General features: G+C 52.0%; 17 protein-coding genes, 2 rRNA genes and 2 riboswitches. Of the genes, 16 read left to right on the plus strand and 3 right to left on the minus strand.

The genetic code is table 11. The features are described from left to right. From ACZYR9_RS07325 to ACZYR9_RS07355, 7 genes are all read left to right on the plus strand, one after another. Window positions 1-228, plus strand: a 23S ribosomal RNA gene (locus tag ACZYR9_RS07325); the annotation flags it as partial. A gap of 95 nt (window positions 229-323) precedes the next feature. Then, a 5S ribosomal RNA gene (rrf, locus tag ACZYR9_RS07330) occupies window positions 324-440 on the plus strand. 835 nt (window positions 441-1,275) lie between these two features. Further along, a complete protein-coding gene (locus ACZYR9_RS07335; protein WP_488977813.1) occupies window positions 1,276-1,956 on the plus strand; it encodes a gluconate 2-dehydrogenase subunit 3 family protein in 681 nt (226 codons plus the stop codon). Window positions 1,957-2,215: 259 nt separating this feature from the next. Continuing rightward, window positions 2,216-3,880 carry a GMC family oxidoreductase gene (locus ACZYR9_RS07340; RefSeq protein ID WP_488977814.1) on the plus strand — a complete coding sequence of 555 codons (1,665 nt, stop codon included), beginning with the start codon at window positions 2,216-2,218 and terminating at the stop codon, window positions 3,878-3,880. A 43-nt stretch (window positions 3,881-3,923) separates the two neighbouring features. Then, window positions 3,924-4,211, plus strand: coding sequence for a hypothetical protein (locus tag ACZYR9_RS07345; protein ID WP_488977815.1), 288 nt, complete (start codon window positions 3,924-3,926; stop codon window positions 4,209-4,211). A 276-nt stretch (window positions 4,212-4,487) separates the two neighbouring features. Further along, window positions 4,488-5,624 (plus strand): zinc-dependent alcohol dehydrogenase, encoded by a 1,137-nt coding sequence (locus ACZYR9_RS07350; RefSeq protein ID WP_488977816.1) that lies wholly within the window; start codon window positions 4,488-4,490, stop codon window positions 5,622-5,624. 31 nt (window positions 5,625-5,655) lie between these two features. Continuing rightward, window positions 5,656-5,853 carry a hypothetical protein gene (locus ACZYR9_RS07355; RefSeq protein WP_488977817.1) on the plus strand — a complete coding sequence of 66 codons (198 nt, stop codon included), beginning with the start codon at window positions 5,656-5,658 and terminating at the stop codon, window positions 5,851-5,853. Between the two features lie 383 nt (window positions 5,854-6,236). Here the strand turns inward: ACZYR9_RS07355 and ACZYR9_RS07360 are convergent, their stop codons facing one another. From ACZYR9_RS07360 to ACZYR9_RS07370, 3 genes are all read right to left on the minus strand, one after another. After that, a complete protein-coding gene (locus tag ACZYR9_RS07360) occupies window positions 6,237-6,707 on the minus strand; it encodes a hypothetical protein (RefSeq protein ID WP_488977818.1) in 471 nt (156 codons plus the stop codon). A 118-nt stretch (window positions 6,708-6,825) separates the two neighbouring features. Then, a complete protein-coding gene (locus ACZYR9_RS07365; protein ID WP_488977819.1) occupies window positions 6,826-7,515 on the minus strand; it encodes a polysaccharide deacetylase family protein in 690 nt (229 codons plus the stop codon). Window positions 7,516-7,661: 146 nt separating this feature from the next. After that, complete coding sequence (locus ACZYR9_RS07370; RefSeq protein WP_488977820.1) at window positions 7,662-8,501, minus strand: stalk domain-containing protein; 840 nt, start codon at window positions 8,499-8,501, stop codon at window positions 7,662-7,664. 6 nt (window positions 8,502-8,507) lie between these two features. After that, window positions 8,508-8,661, minus strand: a riboswitch (cyclic di-AMP (ydaO/yuaA leader). 151 nt (window positions 8,662-8,812) lie between these two features. On the opposite strand from ACZYR9_RS07370, the gene ACZYR9_RS07375 reads away from it, so the two are divergent. The 9 genes from ACZYR9_RS07375 (at window position 8,813) to purF (ending at window position 18,585) form a co-directional block, all read left to right on the plus strand. Continuing rightward, entirely contained in the window at window positions 8,813-9,529 is a 717-nt protein-coding gene (locus ACZYR9_RS07375; protein WP_488977821.1) for a DUF6483 family protein, read from the plus strand. 114 nt (window positions 9,530-9,643) lie between these two features. After that, window positions 9,644-9,745: riboswitch (purine riboswitch) on the plus strand. A gap of 157 nt (window positions 9,746-9,902) precedes the next feature. Further along, window positions 9,903-10,388, plus strand: coding sequence for a 5-(carboxyamino)imidazole ribonucleotide mutase (purE, locus tag ACZYR9_RS07380; protein ID WP_488977822.1), 486 nt, complete (start codon window positions 9,903-9,905; stop codon window positions 10,386-10,388). Continuing rightward, on the plus strand, window positions 10,385-11,587 hold the full coding sequence (purK, locus tag ACZYR9_RS07385) for a 5-(carboxyamino)imidazole ribonucleotide synthase (protein WP_488977823.1): 1,203 nt from the start codon (window positions 10,385-10,387) through the stop codon (window positions 11,585-11,587). Before purE ends, purK begins: the two co-directional genes overlap by 4 nt. 18 nt (window positions 11,588-11,605) lie before the next feature. After that, window positions 11,606-12,901 (plus strand): adenylosuccinate lyase, encoded by a 1,296-nt coding sequence (purB, locus tag ACZYR9_RS07390; protein ID WP_488977824.1) that lies wholly within the window; start codon window positions 11,606-11,608, stop codon window positions 12,899-12,901. A gap of 23 nt (window positions 12,902-12,924) precedes the next feature. Next, a complete protein-coding gene (locus ACZYR9_RS07395; protein ID WP_488977825.1) occupies window positions 12,925-13,815 on the plus strand; it encodes a phosphoribosylaminoimidazolesuccinocarboxamide synthase in 891 nt (296 codons plus the stop codon). A 59-nt stretch (window positions 13,816-13,874) separates the two neighbouring features. Continuing rightward, window positions 13,875-14,123, plus strand: a complete 249-nt coding sequence (gene purS / locus ACZYR9_RS07400; protein ID WP_488977826.1) for a phosphoribosylformylglycinamidine synthase subunit PurS — start codon at window positions 13,875-13,877, stop codon at window positions 14,121-14,123. A 19-nt stretch (window positions 14,124-14,142) separates the two neighbouring features. Then, complete coding sequence (purQ, locus tag ACZYR9_RS07405) at window positions 14,143-14,838, plus strand: phosphoribosylformylglycinamidine synthase subunit PurQ (RefSeq protein WP_488977827.1); 696 nt, start codon at window positions 14,143-14,145, stop codon at window positions 14,836-14,838. Continuing rightward, window positions 14,816-17,059: a phosphoribosylformylglycinamidine synthase subunit PurL gene (purL, locus tag ACZYR9_RS07410; RefSeq protein WP_488977828.1), complete on the plus strand. Its 2,244-nt coding sequence runs from the start codon at window positions 14,816-14,818 to the stop codon at window positions 17,057-17,059. Before purQ ends, purL begins: the two co-directional genes overlap by 23 nt. Beyond that, entirely contained in the window at window positions 17,044-18,585 is a 1,542-nt protein-coding gene (purF, locus tag ACZYR9_RS07415) for an amidophosphoribosyltransferase (RefSeq protein WP_488977829.1), read from the plus strand. The genes purL and purF overlap by 16 nt, the downstream gene beginning before the upstream one ends. The last annotated feature ends 136 nt before the right edge of the window (window positions 18,586-18,721 follow it).

Genomic DNA, 18,721 nt, shown 5'->3' on the forward strand with positions numbered 1-18,721 from the left:
GACCGGGATGGACGTACCGCTGGTGTACCAGTTGTTCCGCCAGGAGCACGGCTGGATAGCCAAGTACGGACGGGATAAGCGCTGAAAGCATCTAAGCGTGAAGCCCCCCTCAAGATGAGATTTCCCAGTATGTAAGACCCCTTGTAGACGACGAGGTAGATAGGTTCGGGGTGGAAGCGCGGCAACGTGTGGAGCTGACGAATACTAATCGGTCGAGGGCTTATCCAAAAATAAATGATCAGCAGCAGCTTTGGTTTCGATCCAGTTTTCAGGGCGCAAGCCTTGAAGCTTACGATGCAGTTTTGCTAAAGCAAAACTCTTAGTTTGGTGATGATGGCGGAAGGGAACCACGCGTACCCATACCGAACACGACCGTTAAGCCTTCCAGCGTCGATGGTACTTGGACCGCAGGGTCCTGGGAGAGTAGAACGTCGCCAAGCAAAATTATACGAAAAGGGCCGTCCCGTACGTAGATTTTAAATACGTAGGGATGGCCCTGTCTTGTTTAATTCTCATTTTTGTTAAAAAAGAGTCGAGTAGGGGGATACATCGGTTTCCTTGCTCGACTCTTTTGGGTTTATCGCCGTTTATACGCATCTATTTGATTTTCAGACTTGACCGTTAACAGCCTACGTATTTCCTCTTTTATCACTTACCTCCGTCCGCTCTGGACTGCCGGGATTGGCTTGTATTTGTTTTCTTAGTCCTCATTCTCAACATACACCTCCAATAGAATTCGTTCCGTTTAACCAATATTTTCCCATACGATGGCAGGCAGAACGCGTCGTCATAACATTAGAACAATGTAAATAAAATGAGAATAGGAAGAACGAATCCCAATAAAAAACAATACAATGAAATGAAAGTGGTTACAATAACGTAATTTTCTTTTTGAAAGCGCATTCTTATAACATAATCTTAGAGTTTTTTAAGGGGGTGGAAATCATGTGAGCGCTACGAATCACTACGTTCAACACTTTAAGTAAAGCTGGTCAAAAGGAGGAATTAGCATCTCGTGTTTGAAATTCACGCTAGACAATAGCGATAAAAAAATTGACAGGAGTACCATGGCAGCACCGGAGATCGCTCCGAAGCTCGCGGCGTTGCTTGTGATAGATAGGCAGCCCTTATGTACAGATCCCGAAGGTACGCTGAGCATTCCGAGTGTGGGAGGCATCCTGAGTAGAAAGGACACGGTAGAGCAGGTCATCAAACGGTTCCGTGGGGAAGGCAGTCCAGTCATAGGGTCACTAGAATGCGGAGGGAGGAGTTAACGTGTCGTCTTTATCTTTTCCTGAGGAGGAACTTGGAAACACGAATGTTGGGGAAACAGAGGAGGCAAAAGGAAAGTTTGCCTCACTGAAGCCGCAGCTAGGCGGTTTTGCAAAGCTGATCGAGTTCACACAGACGCAAGCTGGGATCCTGAATGCGGCAGCTGACCGAATCATTCCCGGTGGTGAGGGATTTCCCTGGCCTAGCGAAGTCGGGATAGTGCGCTTTATCGCGCACTACATCACACCGAGCGGCGAGGAGCCTAGATGGTTCCCCTTCGCCGGTGAGGATGAATTCAGAGCAGAATTAGATAAGCTCGGTGAGGACTTTCTCCAGGCAGACGAGGCCAAGCAGGTCGAGATCCTCAAACGTATCGAGCGGGAGTTGCCAACCTTCTTCTCACAGCTTAGAGATCTAGTCTACTACGGGTACTACTCGCGGCCCGAAGTCACACAGGCGATAAACGAGAACCTCGAGGCAGGTCGCGACTACCGGAGCTCTCCACAGCCTTACGGCTATCTGGACGTTATCGAGCAGTGGGATGAATCGCTGTTCTCTCAAGCAAAAGGTTCCTATATCCGGACAGAAGACGTCAGGCGTGTAAACGTCCGGACTCCGGCCCAGCAGGGGGTGGAGAGCACGACACCATCAAGCGAGGAGCCTTCCTGTAATGAAGAAATTTGAGGCATAATAATCATCTTTGGCTGATAGCCGCCGGGCCATTAATGGCTGCAGACTGTATTGGAGCTTCTTCGGCAAATCGTCATCTTATAAGCAACCGCGTTAGGAGCCATGTATTAAGTACTTTAGATGCAGAATATTCCCCTTCAGGGTTATGGCATGTGTTGATTAGGGAAGCTTTTATTTATTCCTTATGAAATTTTGATTAAGAACGGGCATGTTGGAATAAATTATTTTTTTTTTTCTAGAGGGAGGTTCAAAAATGGCGAGCTATGTGGAAACGAACGTCCTAGTAATCGGCGCGGGCGCGGCCGGTGGCGCGGTCAGTAAACGGCTTAGCGACGCAGGAATCAAGGTCACGTGCCTAGAGCAGGGCGATTGGGTACACCCGCTAGACCACCCGCATTTCCACCACGAATGGGAGATCGAGAGGAAGCGAGGCTGGGACTTCGACCCGAACAAACGCAAGCTTCCGGAGGATTATCCGACTACGGGAAACGTAGCGGCATACGTATATAATGCCGTTGGCGGCACGACCAGGCATTATGCGGGCGCCTGGCCGCGTTTTAAACCGGTCGATTTCCGTAAGGGGACCGAGCACGGGCTGGAAGGAACGATCGACTGGCCGATCAGCTATGAGGAGCTGGAGCCGTTCTACAACATCAATGACGCGGAGGTCGGGGTGGCGCGTATAGTCGGCGATCTGGGGAACCCCAAAAGACCGCCAGGCTATGGGCCCCCTATCCCCCCGGGAAAGCTTGGCCTGAAAATGGCAAGGGCGTTCGAGAAACTCGGGTGGCACTGGTGGCCGGCAGACTATGCCATCCTGACCCGGCATAAGGACAGCCGTTTGCCCTGCAATGCGTGCGGACCCTGCTTAAGCGGGTGCCCGCGCGGCTCGATCGGCTCTACAGATGTCACTTACTGGCCCAAGGCCATCCGAAACGGCGTCGATCTGCGCACCAACGCGCGGGTTGAGCGGATTAACGTTGGCGAGGACGGACGCGCCACTGGTGCGACGTACATCGATCGGATTACCGGCGAACGGCACGAGGTTAGGGCGGACATTGTAGTGATGTGTGCCAACGCCGTCGGCACCCCCCGCTTGCTCCTTATGTCCGCCCAGAACGGACACCCGGACGGTTTGGCAAACAGCAACGGACTTGTAGGGACACACCTCATGTTCCACGGCTGGGCCTTCGAAGATTTCTGGTTCGATGAGCCTATAGAGGACTATAAGGGCCCTGAACCGGCGTCTCTGTATAGCCAGGAGTTCTATGATACGAATCCAAATCATGACTTCGTCAACGGATTCTCATTGCAAGTCGGGCGGGCAAACGGTTCCGCCTACACCGCTATGGGGACGACGAGTAATCATCTTGCGCCTTGGGGGGCGGACCACCGGAAATTTTTCAACGAGCACTTCGGCCGACATGTACTCATCTACGTACAGGGAGAGGATCTCCCGGTAAGAACGAACAGGGTGACGCTAGACCCCAAAGTCACCGATTCAAGCGGACTTCCCGCGCCTCACTTGCACTACAAGCTGACTGAGAACGACGCTCGACTTCTCGAGTGCGGAAGACAAAAGGCCCGAGAGGCCGCCGAGGCTGCTGGCGGTCTAATAGATGCGAGCAGTTCGGGGGTTACAGGCGTTACGAAACCACCGCCAGGCTGGCACATTATGGGTACCTGCCGGATGGGAAATACGCCGGAAGATTCAGTAACCAACAAATTCAATCAGAGCTGGGACGTACCTAACCTGTTTATCGTCGACGCCAGTGCGCTCCCAACCAGCGCTGCCGTCAATCCGACGAGTACCTTGCAGGCACTTGCCGTCCGTTGCGCCGAGTACATAAAGCGGCGTCACTCTCACATCCTATCGCAGAAGGTCACACCCAGCAACGCGGATGCACCGGATTTTTGATCGAACTTGAGACAACACCGTATGAGCCTATGAAATTTGGAGTTTGAAAGAGGAAAACCATCATACCCGTGAAGTGGATGGGTTAATAACAAAAAACGTCCATTTCGCGGGAAGTGAACAGCGGCTTGAGCTGGTAGACGGAGAAATTGAGGTGCTGCCGGGCATCCGTGTTATCTGGACAAGCGGCCATAGCCCCGCCGACCAGATGGTGACCGTTGAGGCCACGCAGGGGACTGTCATTATCCCCGGCGGCGAGAACTCGAAGCCAACATTCCCATGGTTATTACTGCAACTTCGACAACGCAGCCGCGGCTATGGATCTGGTACGTGAAAGAGACGTAATCATGCTGCCGGCCCATGAACCTAAGGTAGACGAGCGCTGCCCGTTCTCAAAGACCGGGCAAAGAAAGGAAAGGGGGGAGGAATGATGGAATTGTACCGGCCCAGGCGCTGATAAAGCTAGGACCGGTTCTTGTAATCGCTGACGGGGTTACCGGCTATGGACATGTTGCTATAGCTTAAGGAGTATTTGAATGAATCAGGGCAATCGGGAGGCATACTAACTGAAGATTTGCAACTTTGCGCTCTTAAGGAGAGATACGCCCAGATGAAAGCTGTGACCTATCAAGGAGTTAAAGATGTTAAGGTAAAGGAAGTACAAGACCCCAAATTGGAGAAGAAAGATGATATTATCGTCAGAATCACCAGTACGACCATATGCGGTTCCGATCTGCATCTTATTCATGGCATGGTTCCCAATATGCCGAAGGATTTTATAATCGGGCACGAGCCGATGGGGATCGTAGAGGAAGTCGGTCCTGAGGTGACCAAAGTGAAAAAGGGAGACCGTGTGGTTATTCCCTTTAACATTGCCTGTGGACAATGCTATTACTGCCAGCATCATCAGGAAAGCCAATGCGATAATTCCAATCCGCATGGAGATACCGGCGCTTATTTTGGGTACTCCGAAACGTTCGGCGGGTACGCCGGGGGTCAGGCCGAGCTGCTTCGGGTACCCTATGGGAATTTTGTGCCTTTCAAGGTGCCCGAGGATAGTGAGATGGATGACGAAAAGCTTTTGTTCCTGTCCGATATTATTCCAACCGCCTATTGGGGCGTAGATAATGCAGGAGTTAAGCCCGGAGATACGGTCATTGTGCTTGGTTGCGGTCCAGTTGGTCTGCTGGCACAAAAGTTTGCTTGGCTAAAAGGAGCGAAGCGAGTCATTGCCGTCGATTACATCCCTTATCGGCTGGAGCATGCAAAGCGGATCAATCGTGTAGAGACGGTTAATTTTGAGCAGGAGGAGAATATCGGTAATCATCTAAAGGAGATAACGAGCGGCGGGGCAGAGGTGGTTATTGATTGCGTAGGCATGGATGGAAAAATGACTACGCTCGAATTGGTGGAAACGGCACTGAAGCTGCAAGGAGGCTCCATGGGAGCAATCACTATCGCAACCCAGTGCGTAAAGAAGACAGGAACCATTCAATTAATCGGTGTATATGGAATGCGCTACAATGCGTTTCCTTTGGGAGATTTATTTGCCCGAAATATCGTCTTAAAAATGGGTCAGGCACCGGTGATCCATTATATGCCTGAGCTGTATCAAATGATTAAGCAAAACAAATTCGATCCGACGGACATCATTACTCATCGCGTGCCATTAACGGAGGCCGAACGGATGTATGAGCTTTTTGACGAGAAGAAGGATAACTGCATTAAAGTCGTATTAAAGCCCTAAATCCAAACCGTATTCGAGGAGGAATTAATTTATGAACAAAGTTCAGAATAACAACGACAATGAAGAGCTGGCAGAGTTAGGCACTCATATGGCAGGAGCCACAGATTTGCATCATACGAGGACAACAAATGAAGCGGTACAAATCGATCCTCCCGTAGGCAACCAGCCGGGGGCCATTGATAATCGAAGCGGAAGATTTAATACGAAGAAGAATGGCAAGCCCATCTGATCCCAACGAAAATTCAAAATGCAACAAGAGCAGGCGTCCTTTAGAAATAAAGCATACCTGCTTTTTCCCTATTTTTGAACGTTAATCCACCTCTGCAAACAGTTCCTTAAGCATCCGTTCCCGGCCAAGCAGGAACTGCTTTATCATCATGTAATGATCTGTTTCTTCGACCGTTTCCTGTTCAATGCCTAAAGCGCCATGCTTCTCAAATAGGCATCTTGTTTTTTATAGTCACCCGGCACCGGTCTTCTTTCCTTCCCCATATCATGAACAACTGCATTCTATCAAAAAAGAAAAGAAAAATGTAACGATAGAAATCAAAAACACCTCATCCCGAAAGGAATGAGGTGCCTTAACGGTCGCTAAGTCCTGGAATGATAGGGCTACAAACGTGTAAAGCCTTCCTCGCGAAGATATTCGATCGCCTCGTCATAGGTTTCAAAAGCGGACTCCAGGTTAAGACCTGTGTATACATACCATATTTCGTCTTCTTCAAGCAGCACAAGCGTCTGGTTATCCGGACCGATCCATCGTTCTTCTTTCGCATCTCCTATAATGGCCTGTTCCTCGGTAGTTCTAGGGGAGAGAGAGCGGATGGATGCTTCGATGATCGCTTGAAGCTGTTCCTTGGAGAAATCACGAATATTCACCAAGCCTTTGTTATCCTTTTCGTAATCGTGCAGAAGGCCGGCGTAGACAAAGCCGTTGCCGTTAGGATGCAAATGATAAACGACGATCTTTTTATCATAGGCGCTTTTCTCATAATGATAATTGATTCGGCCCAAGGATACCGTTTTAGGTTCCAGATCCTGGAAAGATTCCACAACGGCGCGTTTTTCTTCAAAAGAAAGCATGATATCCCTCATAACATCGATTAATGTATTCCAAGTTCCAGTTGATTATATCATAGGACAGGCTGCATCACGATCAAATTTTGAGTGCACATCCATTTGAAAAACATATAACAAGGCATTACTTACGGGTTTGGGCGATCAAATCGGATACCGTGACAAATCGATAGCCCTGCTGTGTCAGTTCGGGCAAAATTCGTTTGAGCGCCTCCACGGTCTGGGTACAATCTCCCTGCAGATCGTGGAACAATATGATATCTCCGTTGTGTACGTTGCTCAGAACCTGCCGGACGATTTTGTCCACCCCCGGCTTCTTCCAATCCTGCGTGTCCTGATACCATGACCACATCACGACCGTCAGCTTATCGTCTTTTACGGATTGAAGCAGCGCATCGTTATAAAAACCTCCGGGGGGACGGAACACATGCGGCATTTGTTCCGTGATATCGAATATGACCTCCTGCGTTTGACGGATCTCTTGTACGAGACGTTCCGGGGGATAGTTTTTTAAGTAATGATGATCAAATGTGTGGTTGGCGATTTCGTGACCTTCGTTTACCTCGCGAATAGCGATAGCCGGGTACATTTGTACGCGTTTGCCGATCACGAAAAACGTGCCTTTAGCACCGTATTGCTTGAGCAAATCCAAAATTTGCGGCGTATACACCGGATTCGGCCCGTCATCAAACGTGAGAGCGATCAGCTTCTGATCCGTCTCCACGTTCGAGATGACTTCACTGCTAGGAGGGGCGCCACCGGTAAGAAAGAGGAGTACCAAACAAAGCATAAGTAGACGTACGCTGTGATGCATAACATTTCGACCTCCGTTCTGACATGACTCGCTTAGGTTTTGGTCGCCGGAACAAAAATATGCGACAGCTCCGGCAGCCAAAAAAAAGCAGTCGTCTCGGAAGAGACGACTGCTTTTTTTTGGCTGCAGATGAGAATCAAATATGATTACGAGCCTAGTACGTAAACTTTAACTTGTTGAATCCCGAACGTTCTTGCTTTACTCTTGCTCTCCGGCAGGAAAATGTCAATGCGGTTGCCTTTTACCGCACCTCCTGTATCGGTGGCCGTGGCGTACATTCCGCCGGCAGGAAGACCGTCATACGTATAGCCCTCCACATACACCTTGGAGCCGAGCGGTATAACGGACGGATCTACGGCAATGGTACCCAGACGAAGCGGGTTGCCCATATAATCGATTCCTGCATAACCGCCGTTCTCATCGGCAGACGCGGTATATGCCGTAGCTTTGGCTTCAACGATTTTGGAGTAAGTCGGCACCTTGTTAACCGGACGGTACCACGCTGGAGCGTGATATTGCCCGTCCATGCTAAGAATCGCAATCCGGTTGACTTTGTCCCATTGTGTTTTGATTCCGAACGTGTCGGAGATCAGCCGAAAAGGGACATAGACGCGTCCGTCTACGAATCTGGCAGGATTATCGATCTCAGTCGGCTCTCCGTTAATGATAACCGTCGGATCGCCGGTCGTGAGCGATACCGATGTGTCGTCGCTCTTCATGGTAATGGTGAATTGGGAACCGTCTTGTTCCCAGTGAAGCTCGTAGCCAAGCTTGTCCGTAACCGCTCTCGCGGGAACCTGGAGCTTCTGATTCTCATCCACGAAAGGCTGTGCATCCGGGAATGCCACGAGCTTTTCGTTGACCTGTACCTTAACGTCATCGGCCAGACGTACAGGTTGCTGCGCATGCGCGGGTAAAGCTGTCGTTAAAACGGCAGGTACGGCAAATACACATGCGAGCAGCATGTTTTTGAAACGGAAATTCATGCTTATGTTCCCTCCTGTTTATGCCTCCGAGGTTAGTTGTCGGGTTCGGGAAGAGGTTGTTCCCTAGCGCGGCCTGTAAAGGCTTTGCGCATTCACCCCATGGTGCTCAGTCCCCCGTACGTACACATAGATTGGCTGCACGATTCGGCTTTTAAAAGCCTAACATAGGATCATATTGAGGTTCAATGCATAAAATCATCCAATCATTTCCCGATAATGGAATTGCTTCTAGCTCCGATTTTCCTCATGCTGCATAATCCTGTACAATAAAAAGAAAGACACGGTCTGGGATAGAAAGGAAAGAGAGACTCATGTACAGACGCGATTATCTCATGCGGTTGATTGAACAGACGGCGGAAGTGCTGCATAAAGTGATGTCCGCAAGGCAAAATCATCGATTGCAAGAAGCTCTTGAGCTTGTGAACCAGGCGATGCGTCAATTGCTGGGACTGAATTCGAAGCTGATTCACGCTCTTTCTACCAAGGATTTGCTCGCCCTTCTTTCCAAGGACGGGGAAGTCGATCAAGGAAAGGTGCTGGCTTTAGGAGATATGCTGAACGCGCAGGGCGCTGCACAGGAAGAGCATGGCTATACGGACGCTGCACGTAAGGACGGCTTAAAAGCGCTTGACCTGCTGCTCTCCGCCAGGGAAATGGATTCCCGCGGCGAATTGGCCGAGATGTTCAAAGAACGGATTGATGCGGCGCTTGCGCTCGTTAACCGTGCGCCTATGCCGACGGATACCATGCATAAGCTTGTTTTATATTACGAAGATTGCGGGCAGTATGCCAAAAGCGAAGATGTGTTGTTTCATTTATTAGATGAATTAAGTGACGCCGAGCCTCTTCGTGAAGAATTCACAAGTCTATTGGATGAAGGGATCCGCATGTACGGGCGCTGGCGGTCTGTCGAAGAAGAGCGGCTGGCAGCAGGTAATTTCTCAGTCGCCGAGGTCGAAGACGGTCTTGATGAACTAAAGAATAAGAAATTAAAGAATGTCATTATCCGTCAAAATCCCAGGGAATAGGGCGCCAAATGCGAACTATTATTTGTGTCTTTTTAGTTAATGTTCGTCTTTTATAGTTGACATCCAGTGTTAAAGCCTGTAAACTGAAGACGTATCAGAGAATGGAAAAATCGTTCGGAAAAAGTCGAATAATCTCGTATATCATCGGGAATAAGGCCCGAAAGTTTCTACCCGAAAACCTTAAATTTTTGGACTACGAGTGAGCGTCGGTATTATAGAAAGGTCAGCACATCGGTGCATGGCCTTAGCTTGCGCTTGTGGGTATTCTTGTCGTCCTGCCGATAGACTGTGCGTTAGAGGTTCAGTATCTATCTAATGGGCGTTTTTGTTTTTTACTTTCACTATAGATGCTAAACGACATGGAGGATAACAGATGTCAGTTCTTGTAGGGGTCATTATGGGCAGTCAATCGGATTGGGAGACGATGAAGCATGCATGCGACATGCTGGAGGAGCTGGGGGTGCCTTATGAGAAGAAGGTCGTTTCGGCACACCGCACGCCTGATCTGATGTTCGACTATGCGGCGTCGGCGCAAGAGCGGGGTCTGAAGGTCATTATTGCGGGTGCCGGCGGAGCCGCGCACTTGCCTGGTATGGTGGCGGCCAAGACGGTGCTGCCGGTAATCGGCGTTCCGGTCAAAACCTCCACCCTTAACGGCATGGATTCGCTGCTGTCGATCGTACAGATGCCAGGCGGCGTTCCCGTCGCAACCGTTGCGATCGGACATGCCGGGGCGACGAATGCCGGCCTTCTTGCGGCGCAGATTCTTGGGTCGTTCGATCCTGAGCTGCAGCAAAAAGTAACGCAGCGGCGCGAGCGCATCGCACAGACAGTAATGGAAAAGAGCGTGCTGGAATGACACGAGGGAATGTGACAGACAAGGCGTACAATCCGGAGTTTGTTCATGCGCCGGGGGCGACGATCGGCATCCTTGGCGGGGGGCAGCTGGGCCGGATGCTGGCTTTGGCCGGACGAGCGATGGGCTACCGCTTTGTTACGCTGGATCCGATACCCGATGCACCGTGCGGACAGGTGGCGGATCGTCAGATCGTTGCAGAATATCATGATGCGGCGGCGGCAAGGCAATTAGCGGAGCTGTCGGATGTCATCACGTATGAATTCGAGAATGTGGACGCGGAAGTAACCTCTCTATTGATGGCTGAATCCTATGTGCCGCAGGGAAGCCGCCTGCTTTACACCACGCAGCACCGGCTGCGCGAGAAACGTGCGATTGAAGCGGCCGGAGTTAAAGTAGCGCCTTATGCAGAAATCACAAATGTGGAGGAGCTGCGAGAAGCGGTAGTGCGGTTCGGAACACCCTGCGTGCTCAAAACGGCGACAGGCGGCTATGACGGCAAAGGACAATGGGTCATCCGAACGCTTGAAGAGGTTCAGGATGCTTATGATACTTTAAGTAAGGCCAAGACGGAGCTGGTGCTGGAGCAGTTTATCCGCTTCGACAAAGAAATTTCCGTTATCGCAGCCAGAAGCCCGAGGGGAGAAGTTAAGGTATTCCCGGCGGCCGAGAACGTGCATGTGAACAATATCTTGCATCTGTCCATTGTTCCGGCTCGTGCGCCGGAAACGGTATTGAAGGCAGCGGAAGCGATGGCTCAGCGAATTGCAGAAGAGCTTGACGTAATCGGACTGATCGCAGTGGAGATGTTCCTGACGGCCGACGGAGAGCTTTACGTCAACGAGCTTGCCCCGCGGCCCCATAATTCCGGCCATTACACGATGGAAGCCTGCAAGACGTCGCAATTCGAGCAGCATATCCGGGCGGTCTGCAACCTTCCGCTGGGCGATACTGCGCTGCTTACTCCTGTGGTGATGGTTAACGTTTTGGGCGAGCACGTACAGCCGCTGCTGGATTGGATCGTGAATCCGGAATCGGAGCGGGTTGTGCCCGGAGTGACGGCTAAGGTCCACTTGTACGGCAAGCAAGAAGCCAAAACAGGCAGAAAAATGGGACACGTCAATGTGTTGTCCGAATCTGCAGAAGCTGCATTTCGCTGGATAGAGGCTTCACATATTTGGGAATCTATAGAAAAGAATTAAACGAAGGATGGGGAAACGATGATCGAACGCTACACAAGACCCGAAATGGGCGCCATTTGGACGGAAGAAAACAAATTCAAGGCTTGGCTGGAAGTAGAGATTCTTTCCTGTGAGGCATGGTCTGAGCTGGGTGTTATTCCGAAGGAAGATGTTGCCGAGCTGCGCAAAAAGGCAGGATTTCAGATTGACCGTATCTACGAAATCGAACAGGAAACCCGCCATGACGTCATCGCGTTTACCCGTGCGGTATCCGAAACGCTGGGGGATGAGCGGAAATGGGTGCATTACGGTTTGACCTCGACGGACGTCGTGGACACGGCGCTAGGTTATTTGCTCAAGCAAGCCAACGAGATTTTGGAGCGCGACATCGTTAACTTCATCGACATCGTTCGTGAAAAAGCCATCGCTTATAAAGATACTCCGATGATGGGACGTACACACGGCGTACATGCCGAGCCTACGACCTTCGGTTTGAAAATGGCGCTCTGGTATGAGGAAATGAAACGCAACCTGGAGCGGTTCCGCTTTGCGGCTGACGGCGTGCAGTACGGTAAAATCTCCGGCGCCGTAGGAACATACGCGAACATCGATCCGTTCGTAGAGGAATATGTTTGCGGCAAGCTGGGCACAAAGCCGGCACCGATCTCGACGCAGACGCTGCAGCGCGACCGCCATGCGGAGTACATGGCTACCCTCGCTTTGGTCGCGACTTCACTGGACAAGTTTGCAACGGAAATCCGCGCATTGCAAAAGAGCGAATTCCGTGAAGTGGAGGAGCCGTTCGCCAAAGGACAGAAGGGCTCGTCGGCCATGCCGCACAAGCGCAACCCGATCGGCTGCGAAAGCATCTCCGGTTTGGCGCGTGTCATCCGCGGTCACATGGTTTCCGCATACGAGAACGTCACGCTGTGGCATGAAAGAGATATTTCCCATTCCTCCGTGGAACGGATTATTTTACCGGATGCGACGATTTTGCTTAACTACATGCTGAATCGACTGGGCAATATCGTGAAAAATTTGACGGTATTCCCTGAAAACATGAAGCGCAACATGCAGAGCACCTACGGCGTTCCTTTCTCCGGCCGCGTGATGACGAAGCTGATCGACAAAGGCTTCAGCCGCGAGCAGGCTTACGATACGGTTCAACCGCGCGCCATGCAGGCATGGGAAGAACAGCGCCCGTTCCGTGAGATTATCGAGAATACACCGGCGGTACGCGATGTGTTGAGCCCGGAAGAGATCGAGGATGCATTTAACCCGAGCTGGCATTTGAAGCACGTGGATACGATTTTCAAGCGTTTGGGCTTGAGCTGATAAAAGGGGAGGCCATAAGGACGATGAGCGCTACGACAACGGCCATTTCAAGTGCGGAAGCTTATGTAAAGGCGCCGCTGCTGTATAAAGGCAAAGTGAGAGAACTGTACGATCTCGGCGAGCACTATCTGATTGCGGTCACCGACCGGATCTCGGCGTTCGATTGGGTGCTCAGCCCGGCGGTGCCGGACAAGGGCAACGTGCTGAACAGCTTGAGCAAGTTCTGGTTCGAGCAGACGGCTTCGATTCAGCCGAATCATGTGGTTCACGGGGATGTGGATAAGCTCGGCGATCTGATTACAGACCGCGAGATTATGAAGGACCGCTTCATGGTCACTCGCAAAGCGCAGCGGATCGATATCGAATGTGTGGTTCGCGGATATATAACCGGCGGAGGCTGGCGCCAGTATCAGCAGACAGGTGAAGTGAACGGACACAAGCTTCCGGCAGGAATGCGGAAAAACGAGCGGTTTCCCCAACCGGTCTTCACACCGGCCGCCAAGAACGATGTCGGCCATGACGAGGACATATCCATTGAGCGAATGAAAGAGCTGGTTGGAGCGGAGCTCACAGAGCAGCTGCAGGAAAAGAGCATCCGGCTGTACGAGTTTGCTCATGCGTTTTGCGCGGAGCGCGGCATCATTTTGGCCGATACGAAATTTGAGTTTGGAATTATTGACGGCGAAATTATCTTAATAGATGAAATTTTCACCCCGGACTCCTCCCGTTTCTGGGCGCAGGAAAAGTACGAGCTGGATATTGAAATCGACGGCATGGACAAGGAGCCTGTGCGTACGTATTTGGCCGGCACAGGCTGGGATAAAAACAGTGAGCCGGATCCTTTGCCGGCACATGTAGTGGAAGAGACGTCCAAGCGTTACCGCGATATTTATAACCGTTTGGTGCAAGGGTAATTGCCGCTTACGCGGTAGAAAACGAAAGAACAAACCATTTTGCAGGAGGGTTTTATCCGATGTTTAAAGCGACCGTGTATGTAACGATAAAGCAAAGCGTACTTGATGTTCAGGGAACCGCCGTTCAAGGCGCGCTCCATTCGATGGGTTTTGATGAGGTGGAGAAAGTAAGAATCGGCAAGTATTTAGAAGTGGAATTGAACACCAACGATCGCGCGGCCGCAGAAGAGCGTTTGAAGGCCATGTGCGAAAAACTGCTGGCCAACACGGTGATCGAGGACTATCGTTTCGAGCTGGTACAGGCCTAATAAAAGGAGGAGCACGACAATGAATTTTGCGGTACTGGTATTTCCGGGCTCCAACTGCGATATCGACTGCTATAAAGCGGTGGAAGATACGATCGGACAGCCTGTAGATTATGTTTGGCATACGGAAACGGATTTGTCGAAATATGACTGCATTATCCTTCCCGGAGGCTTTTCGTACGGCGATTACTTGCGCACCGGTGCGATTGCGCGGTTTGCGCCTGTCATGAATGCGCTCGTTCAAGCGGCGGCTGAAGGAAAATATATACTCGGCATTTGCAACGGATTCCAAATCCTGCTCGAATCGGGGCTGCTGCCAGGCGCAATGCTGCGCAACCGGTCGCTGAAGTTCCGCTGTCATGCGGCGCTTCTTTCGGTAGAGAACACGGACAATCCTTTTACAAAAGAATATACCCAAGGCGAGCTGATCAACATTCCGATCGCTCACGGGGAAGGCAATTACTACTGTGACGAGGCAACGCTGGCTGAGCTTAAAGCGAATAACCAGATCGTTTTCCGGTATGAAGCAGGGAACAATCCGAACGGCTCGGTGGATGATATTGCGGGAATTTGCAGCAAAGAGGGCAACGTGCTTGGTATGATGCCTCACCCGGAGCGTGCGGTGCATGAGATCCTGGGCTCGGCGGACGGACGGAGAATGTTTACATCGATATTGAGCACTTGGAGGGAGAAGCATGGCGCAGCAGCTATCGGCTAAAGAACCAACAGCGGAACAAATTGCGGATCAGCAGATCTACAAGCAGTTTGGCGTTACGGATGCGGAGTATGAACAAATTTGCGGGTTCCTCGGACGGAAACCGAATTATGTGGAGATCGGCGTGTTCAGCGTCATGTGGTCGGAGCACTGCTCCTACAAGAACTCCAAAGTGGTTTTGAAAAAATTCCCGACCAGCGGACCGAAGGTCCTGATGGGCCCCGGCGAAGGCGCAGGTATCGTCGATATCGGAGACAACCAGGCGGTGGTGTTCAAGATCGAAAGCCACAACCACCCATCCGCAGTGGAGCCGTATCAAGGAGCAGCTACGGGCGTAGGCGGCATAATCCGCGATATTTTCTCGATGGGCGCTCGTCCGGTGGCTGTGCTGAACAGCCTGCGTTTCGGTAAGCTGACCAACGATCGCGTGAAATATTTGTTCGAGAACGTCGTATCGGGGATTGCAGGGTACGGCAACTGTATCGGTATTCCGACGGTTGGCGGGGAAGTCATGTTCGACGAAAGCTATGAGGGCAACCCGCTTGTTAATGCGATGTGCGTAGGCATCATTGAGCATGACAAGATTCAAAAGGGCGTGGCCAAAGGCGTAGGCAACCCGGTATTCTACGTAGGTCCGGCAACGGGCCGCGACGGCATTCACGGCGCGACGTTCGCGTCCGAGGACTTGTCGGAGCAGTCGGAATCGAAGCGTTCCGCAGTGCAAGTCGGCGATCCGTTCATGGAAAAGCTGGTGCTCGAAGCGTGCCTTGAGCTGATTAACTCAGGCATCGTTGTGGGTATTCAAGATATGGGAGCCGCAGGACTTACCTGCTCGAGCTCAGAGATGGCAAGCAAAGCGGGCAACGGCATGGAGCTGTACCTCGATCAGGTGCCTCAGCGTGAAGAAGGCATGACGGCTTACGAGATGATGCTGTCGGAATCCCAAGAACGTATGCTGTTTGTGGTGAAGCCTGAGCATGAGGCACAGGCCGTAGCGATTTTTGAACGCTGGGGCTTGCCTTGCCCTAAAGTCGGAAAGGTAACCGACGACGGCAACCTGAAGCTTTACCATAAGGGTGAGCTGGTGGCTAACATGCCGGTTAAGGCATTGGTGGACGATGTCCCGATGTACCATAAGCCTTCGGCTGTGCCTGCTTACTATGAGGAGAACGGCCGCATCGATACGCTGCGCTACCCTGAGGTAACGGATTTGAACGATGCGCTTTTACAGGTATTGGCATCGCCGACGGTGGCGAGCAAAGAATGGATCTATAATCAATATGACTATATGGTACGTACGTCCACAGCTGTTCAACCGGGTTCGGATGCAGCGGTTGTGACAATCCGCGATTCCCGCAAGGCACTGTCGATGTCGACGGACTGCAACGGCCGTTTCGTTTATCTGGATCCTGAAGTCGGCGGACGCATTGCCGTAGCCGAAGCAGCCCGGAACAACGTTTGCTCGGGAGCGGAGCCGCTGGCGATTACGGACAACCTGAACTTCGGAAGCCCGGAGAAGCCGGAAATTTTCTGGCAGCTGGAAAAAGCGGTCGACGGCATGGCGGAAGCGTGCCGCAAGCTGAATACGCCGGTTATCGGAGGAAATGTCAGCTTGTACAACGAGAACGCCAAAGGCGCGATTTATCCGACGCCGGTCGTCGGGATGGTCGGTCTGGTGCATGACATCGACCATATTACGACACAAGGGTTTAAGCGCGAGGGTGATATAGTATTATTGCTTGGTGAAACGAAAGCGGAGCTTGGCGGCAGCGAGTTCCAATACGTATTGCACGGTGTGACGGAAGGCCGTCCGCCGCAGATCGATCTCGATGTGGAGCAAACACTGTTGAGCACCGTGCTGCGCGCGATTCAAAGCGGACTTGTAGCTTCGGCTCATGACCTGTCGGAAGGCGGCTTGGCTGTAGCATTGGCAGAGAGCTGCATGAGCGGGAAGATCGGCGCCCAGGTGAATTTTGCAAGCGAACTGCGCAATGACGTGGCATTGTTTAGCGAAAGCCAGTCGCGCCTTCTGCTCAGCGCTGCGCCTGACAAGGTCGAAGAACTGCAGAAGCTGTTGTCGGAAGCGGGCGTGCCTGTACAAGTTTTGGGTACGGTCGGCGGAGAAGCATTGAATGTTCAAGTGAATGGCAAATCGGTTATTGATGCATCTGTAACACAACTAGAAAAGGTTTGGAAGGATGCGATTCCATGTCTGATGAACTAAGAGTCGGCGGACAAGGACTAGGTTTTATAAAGGGCAACGGGTCGGGCTCCGCCAAGGTTCCGAAGCTGTGGACCGGAGATTACTATAACGAGGGCGTCGGCAGCAGTCATGACGGCTTGTTCGATAAGCTGGGAGAAGAGTGCGGTGTCTTCGGAGTGTTCGGTCACTCCGAAGCGGCCTCGCTTTCGTACTACGGCCTGCATGCTCTGCAGCATCGCGGCCAAGAGAGCGCGGGCATCTGCGTAACCGGCGGAGAGTCGTTCAACTATCATCGCGGCATGGGGCTCGTGAAGGAAGTGTTCAATAACGACAACCTCGGAACGCTGGCTGGTGCCAACTCGATCGCCCACGTGCGTTACTCTACGGCGGGCGAAAGCAAGCTGGCCAATGCGCAGCCCCTCGTGTTCAAATACCGCGAAGGGGACTTGGCGATTGCAACGAACGGCAACTTGACCAATGCGCCGGAAATCAAGCGTCAGCTGGAGAAGGAAGGCTCTATCTTCCAGACGACGAGCGACACGGAAGTCGTTGCCCACCTGATTGCGCGCTCCAAGCACGACGATATTGTCAGTGCTGTGAAGGAAACGCTTCTCAAGATACAGGGCGCTTATGCGTTCCTATTCATGACTAAGGATAAGCTCATTGCCGCACGCGACCCGTACGGCCTGCGCCCCTTCGTCATGGGCCGTCTCGGGACCGCGAAGCTCTTCGCATCCGAGTCGTGCGCATTCGATACGGTCGGCGCCAAGTACTATCGGGACATTGAGCCCGGCGAGATGCTGGTGATGGACCTCAAAACCGGTACATTGACGGAAGACCGATTTTCACCTATAAAACAACGTGCCATTTGCGCGATGGAATACATTTATTTTGCCCGTCCGGACAGTGATATCGATGCGACGAACATTCATTCTGCGCGCAAGCGCATGGGCCGCCAGCTGGCGCTCGAATCGTTCGTGGATGCCGATGTCGTCACCGGTGTGCCGGATTCGAGTATATCGGCCGCCATCGGATACGCGGAGCAGACAGGCATCCCCTATGAGCTGGGGCTGATCAAGAACCGTTATACCGGCCGGACGTTCATTCAGCCGAGCCAAGAACTGCGCGAGCAGGGTGTAAAGATGAAGCTGTCAGCCGTACGCAGCATCGTAGAGGGCAAGCGGGTCGTCATGATTGACGACTCGATCGTGCGCGGGACGACGTCGCTGCGCATCGTGAATTTACTCCGCGAAGCGGGAGCTTCCGAGGTGCACGTGAGGATCAGCTCGCCGCCGTTCCAGAATCCGTGCTTCTACGGCATCGATACGCCGAGCCGCACGGAGCTCATCGCCGCGGTGAAATCGGTAGAAGAGATTCGCCAGGCGATCAATGCCGATTCTCTTCACTTTCTGACTAAAGAAGGCTTGCTAACGGCTATCGGTCGTCCCGGAAATGAATATAACCGCGGTCATTGTACCGCTTGTTTCGACAATCAATACCCGTCGCCAATTCCGGATGAAGCCAAGCTCGGTTGCGGCTGCGATTGACATGGAGGTTGAGGGGCGCCTGCCGGCGGCCCTCAACCTCAAAACCGCGGGAGCAAAAACAGCGGTAACGGGCGCTGATCATAAAGCAAACCACAGGCTGTCATCCGCATGAAAATAAGCATACCAGCCAGCGAGG

The organism is Paenibacillus sp. F024 (assembly GCF_057814255.1).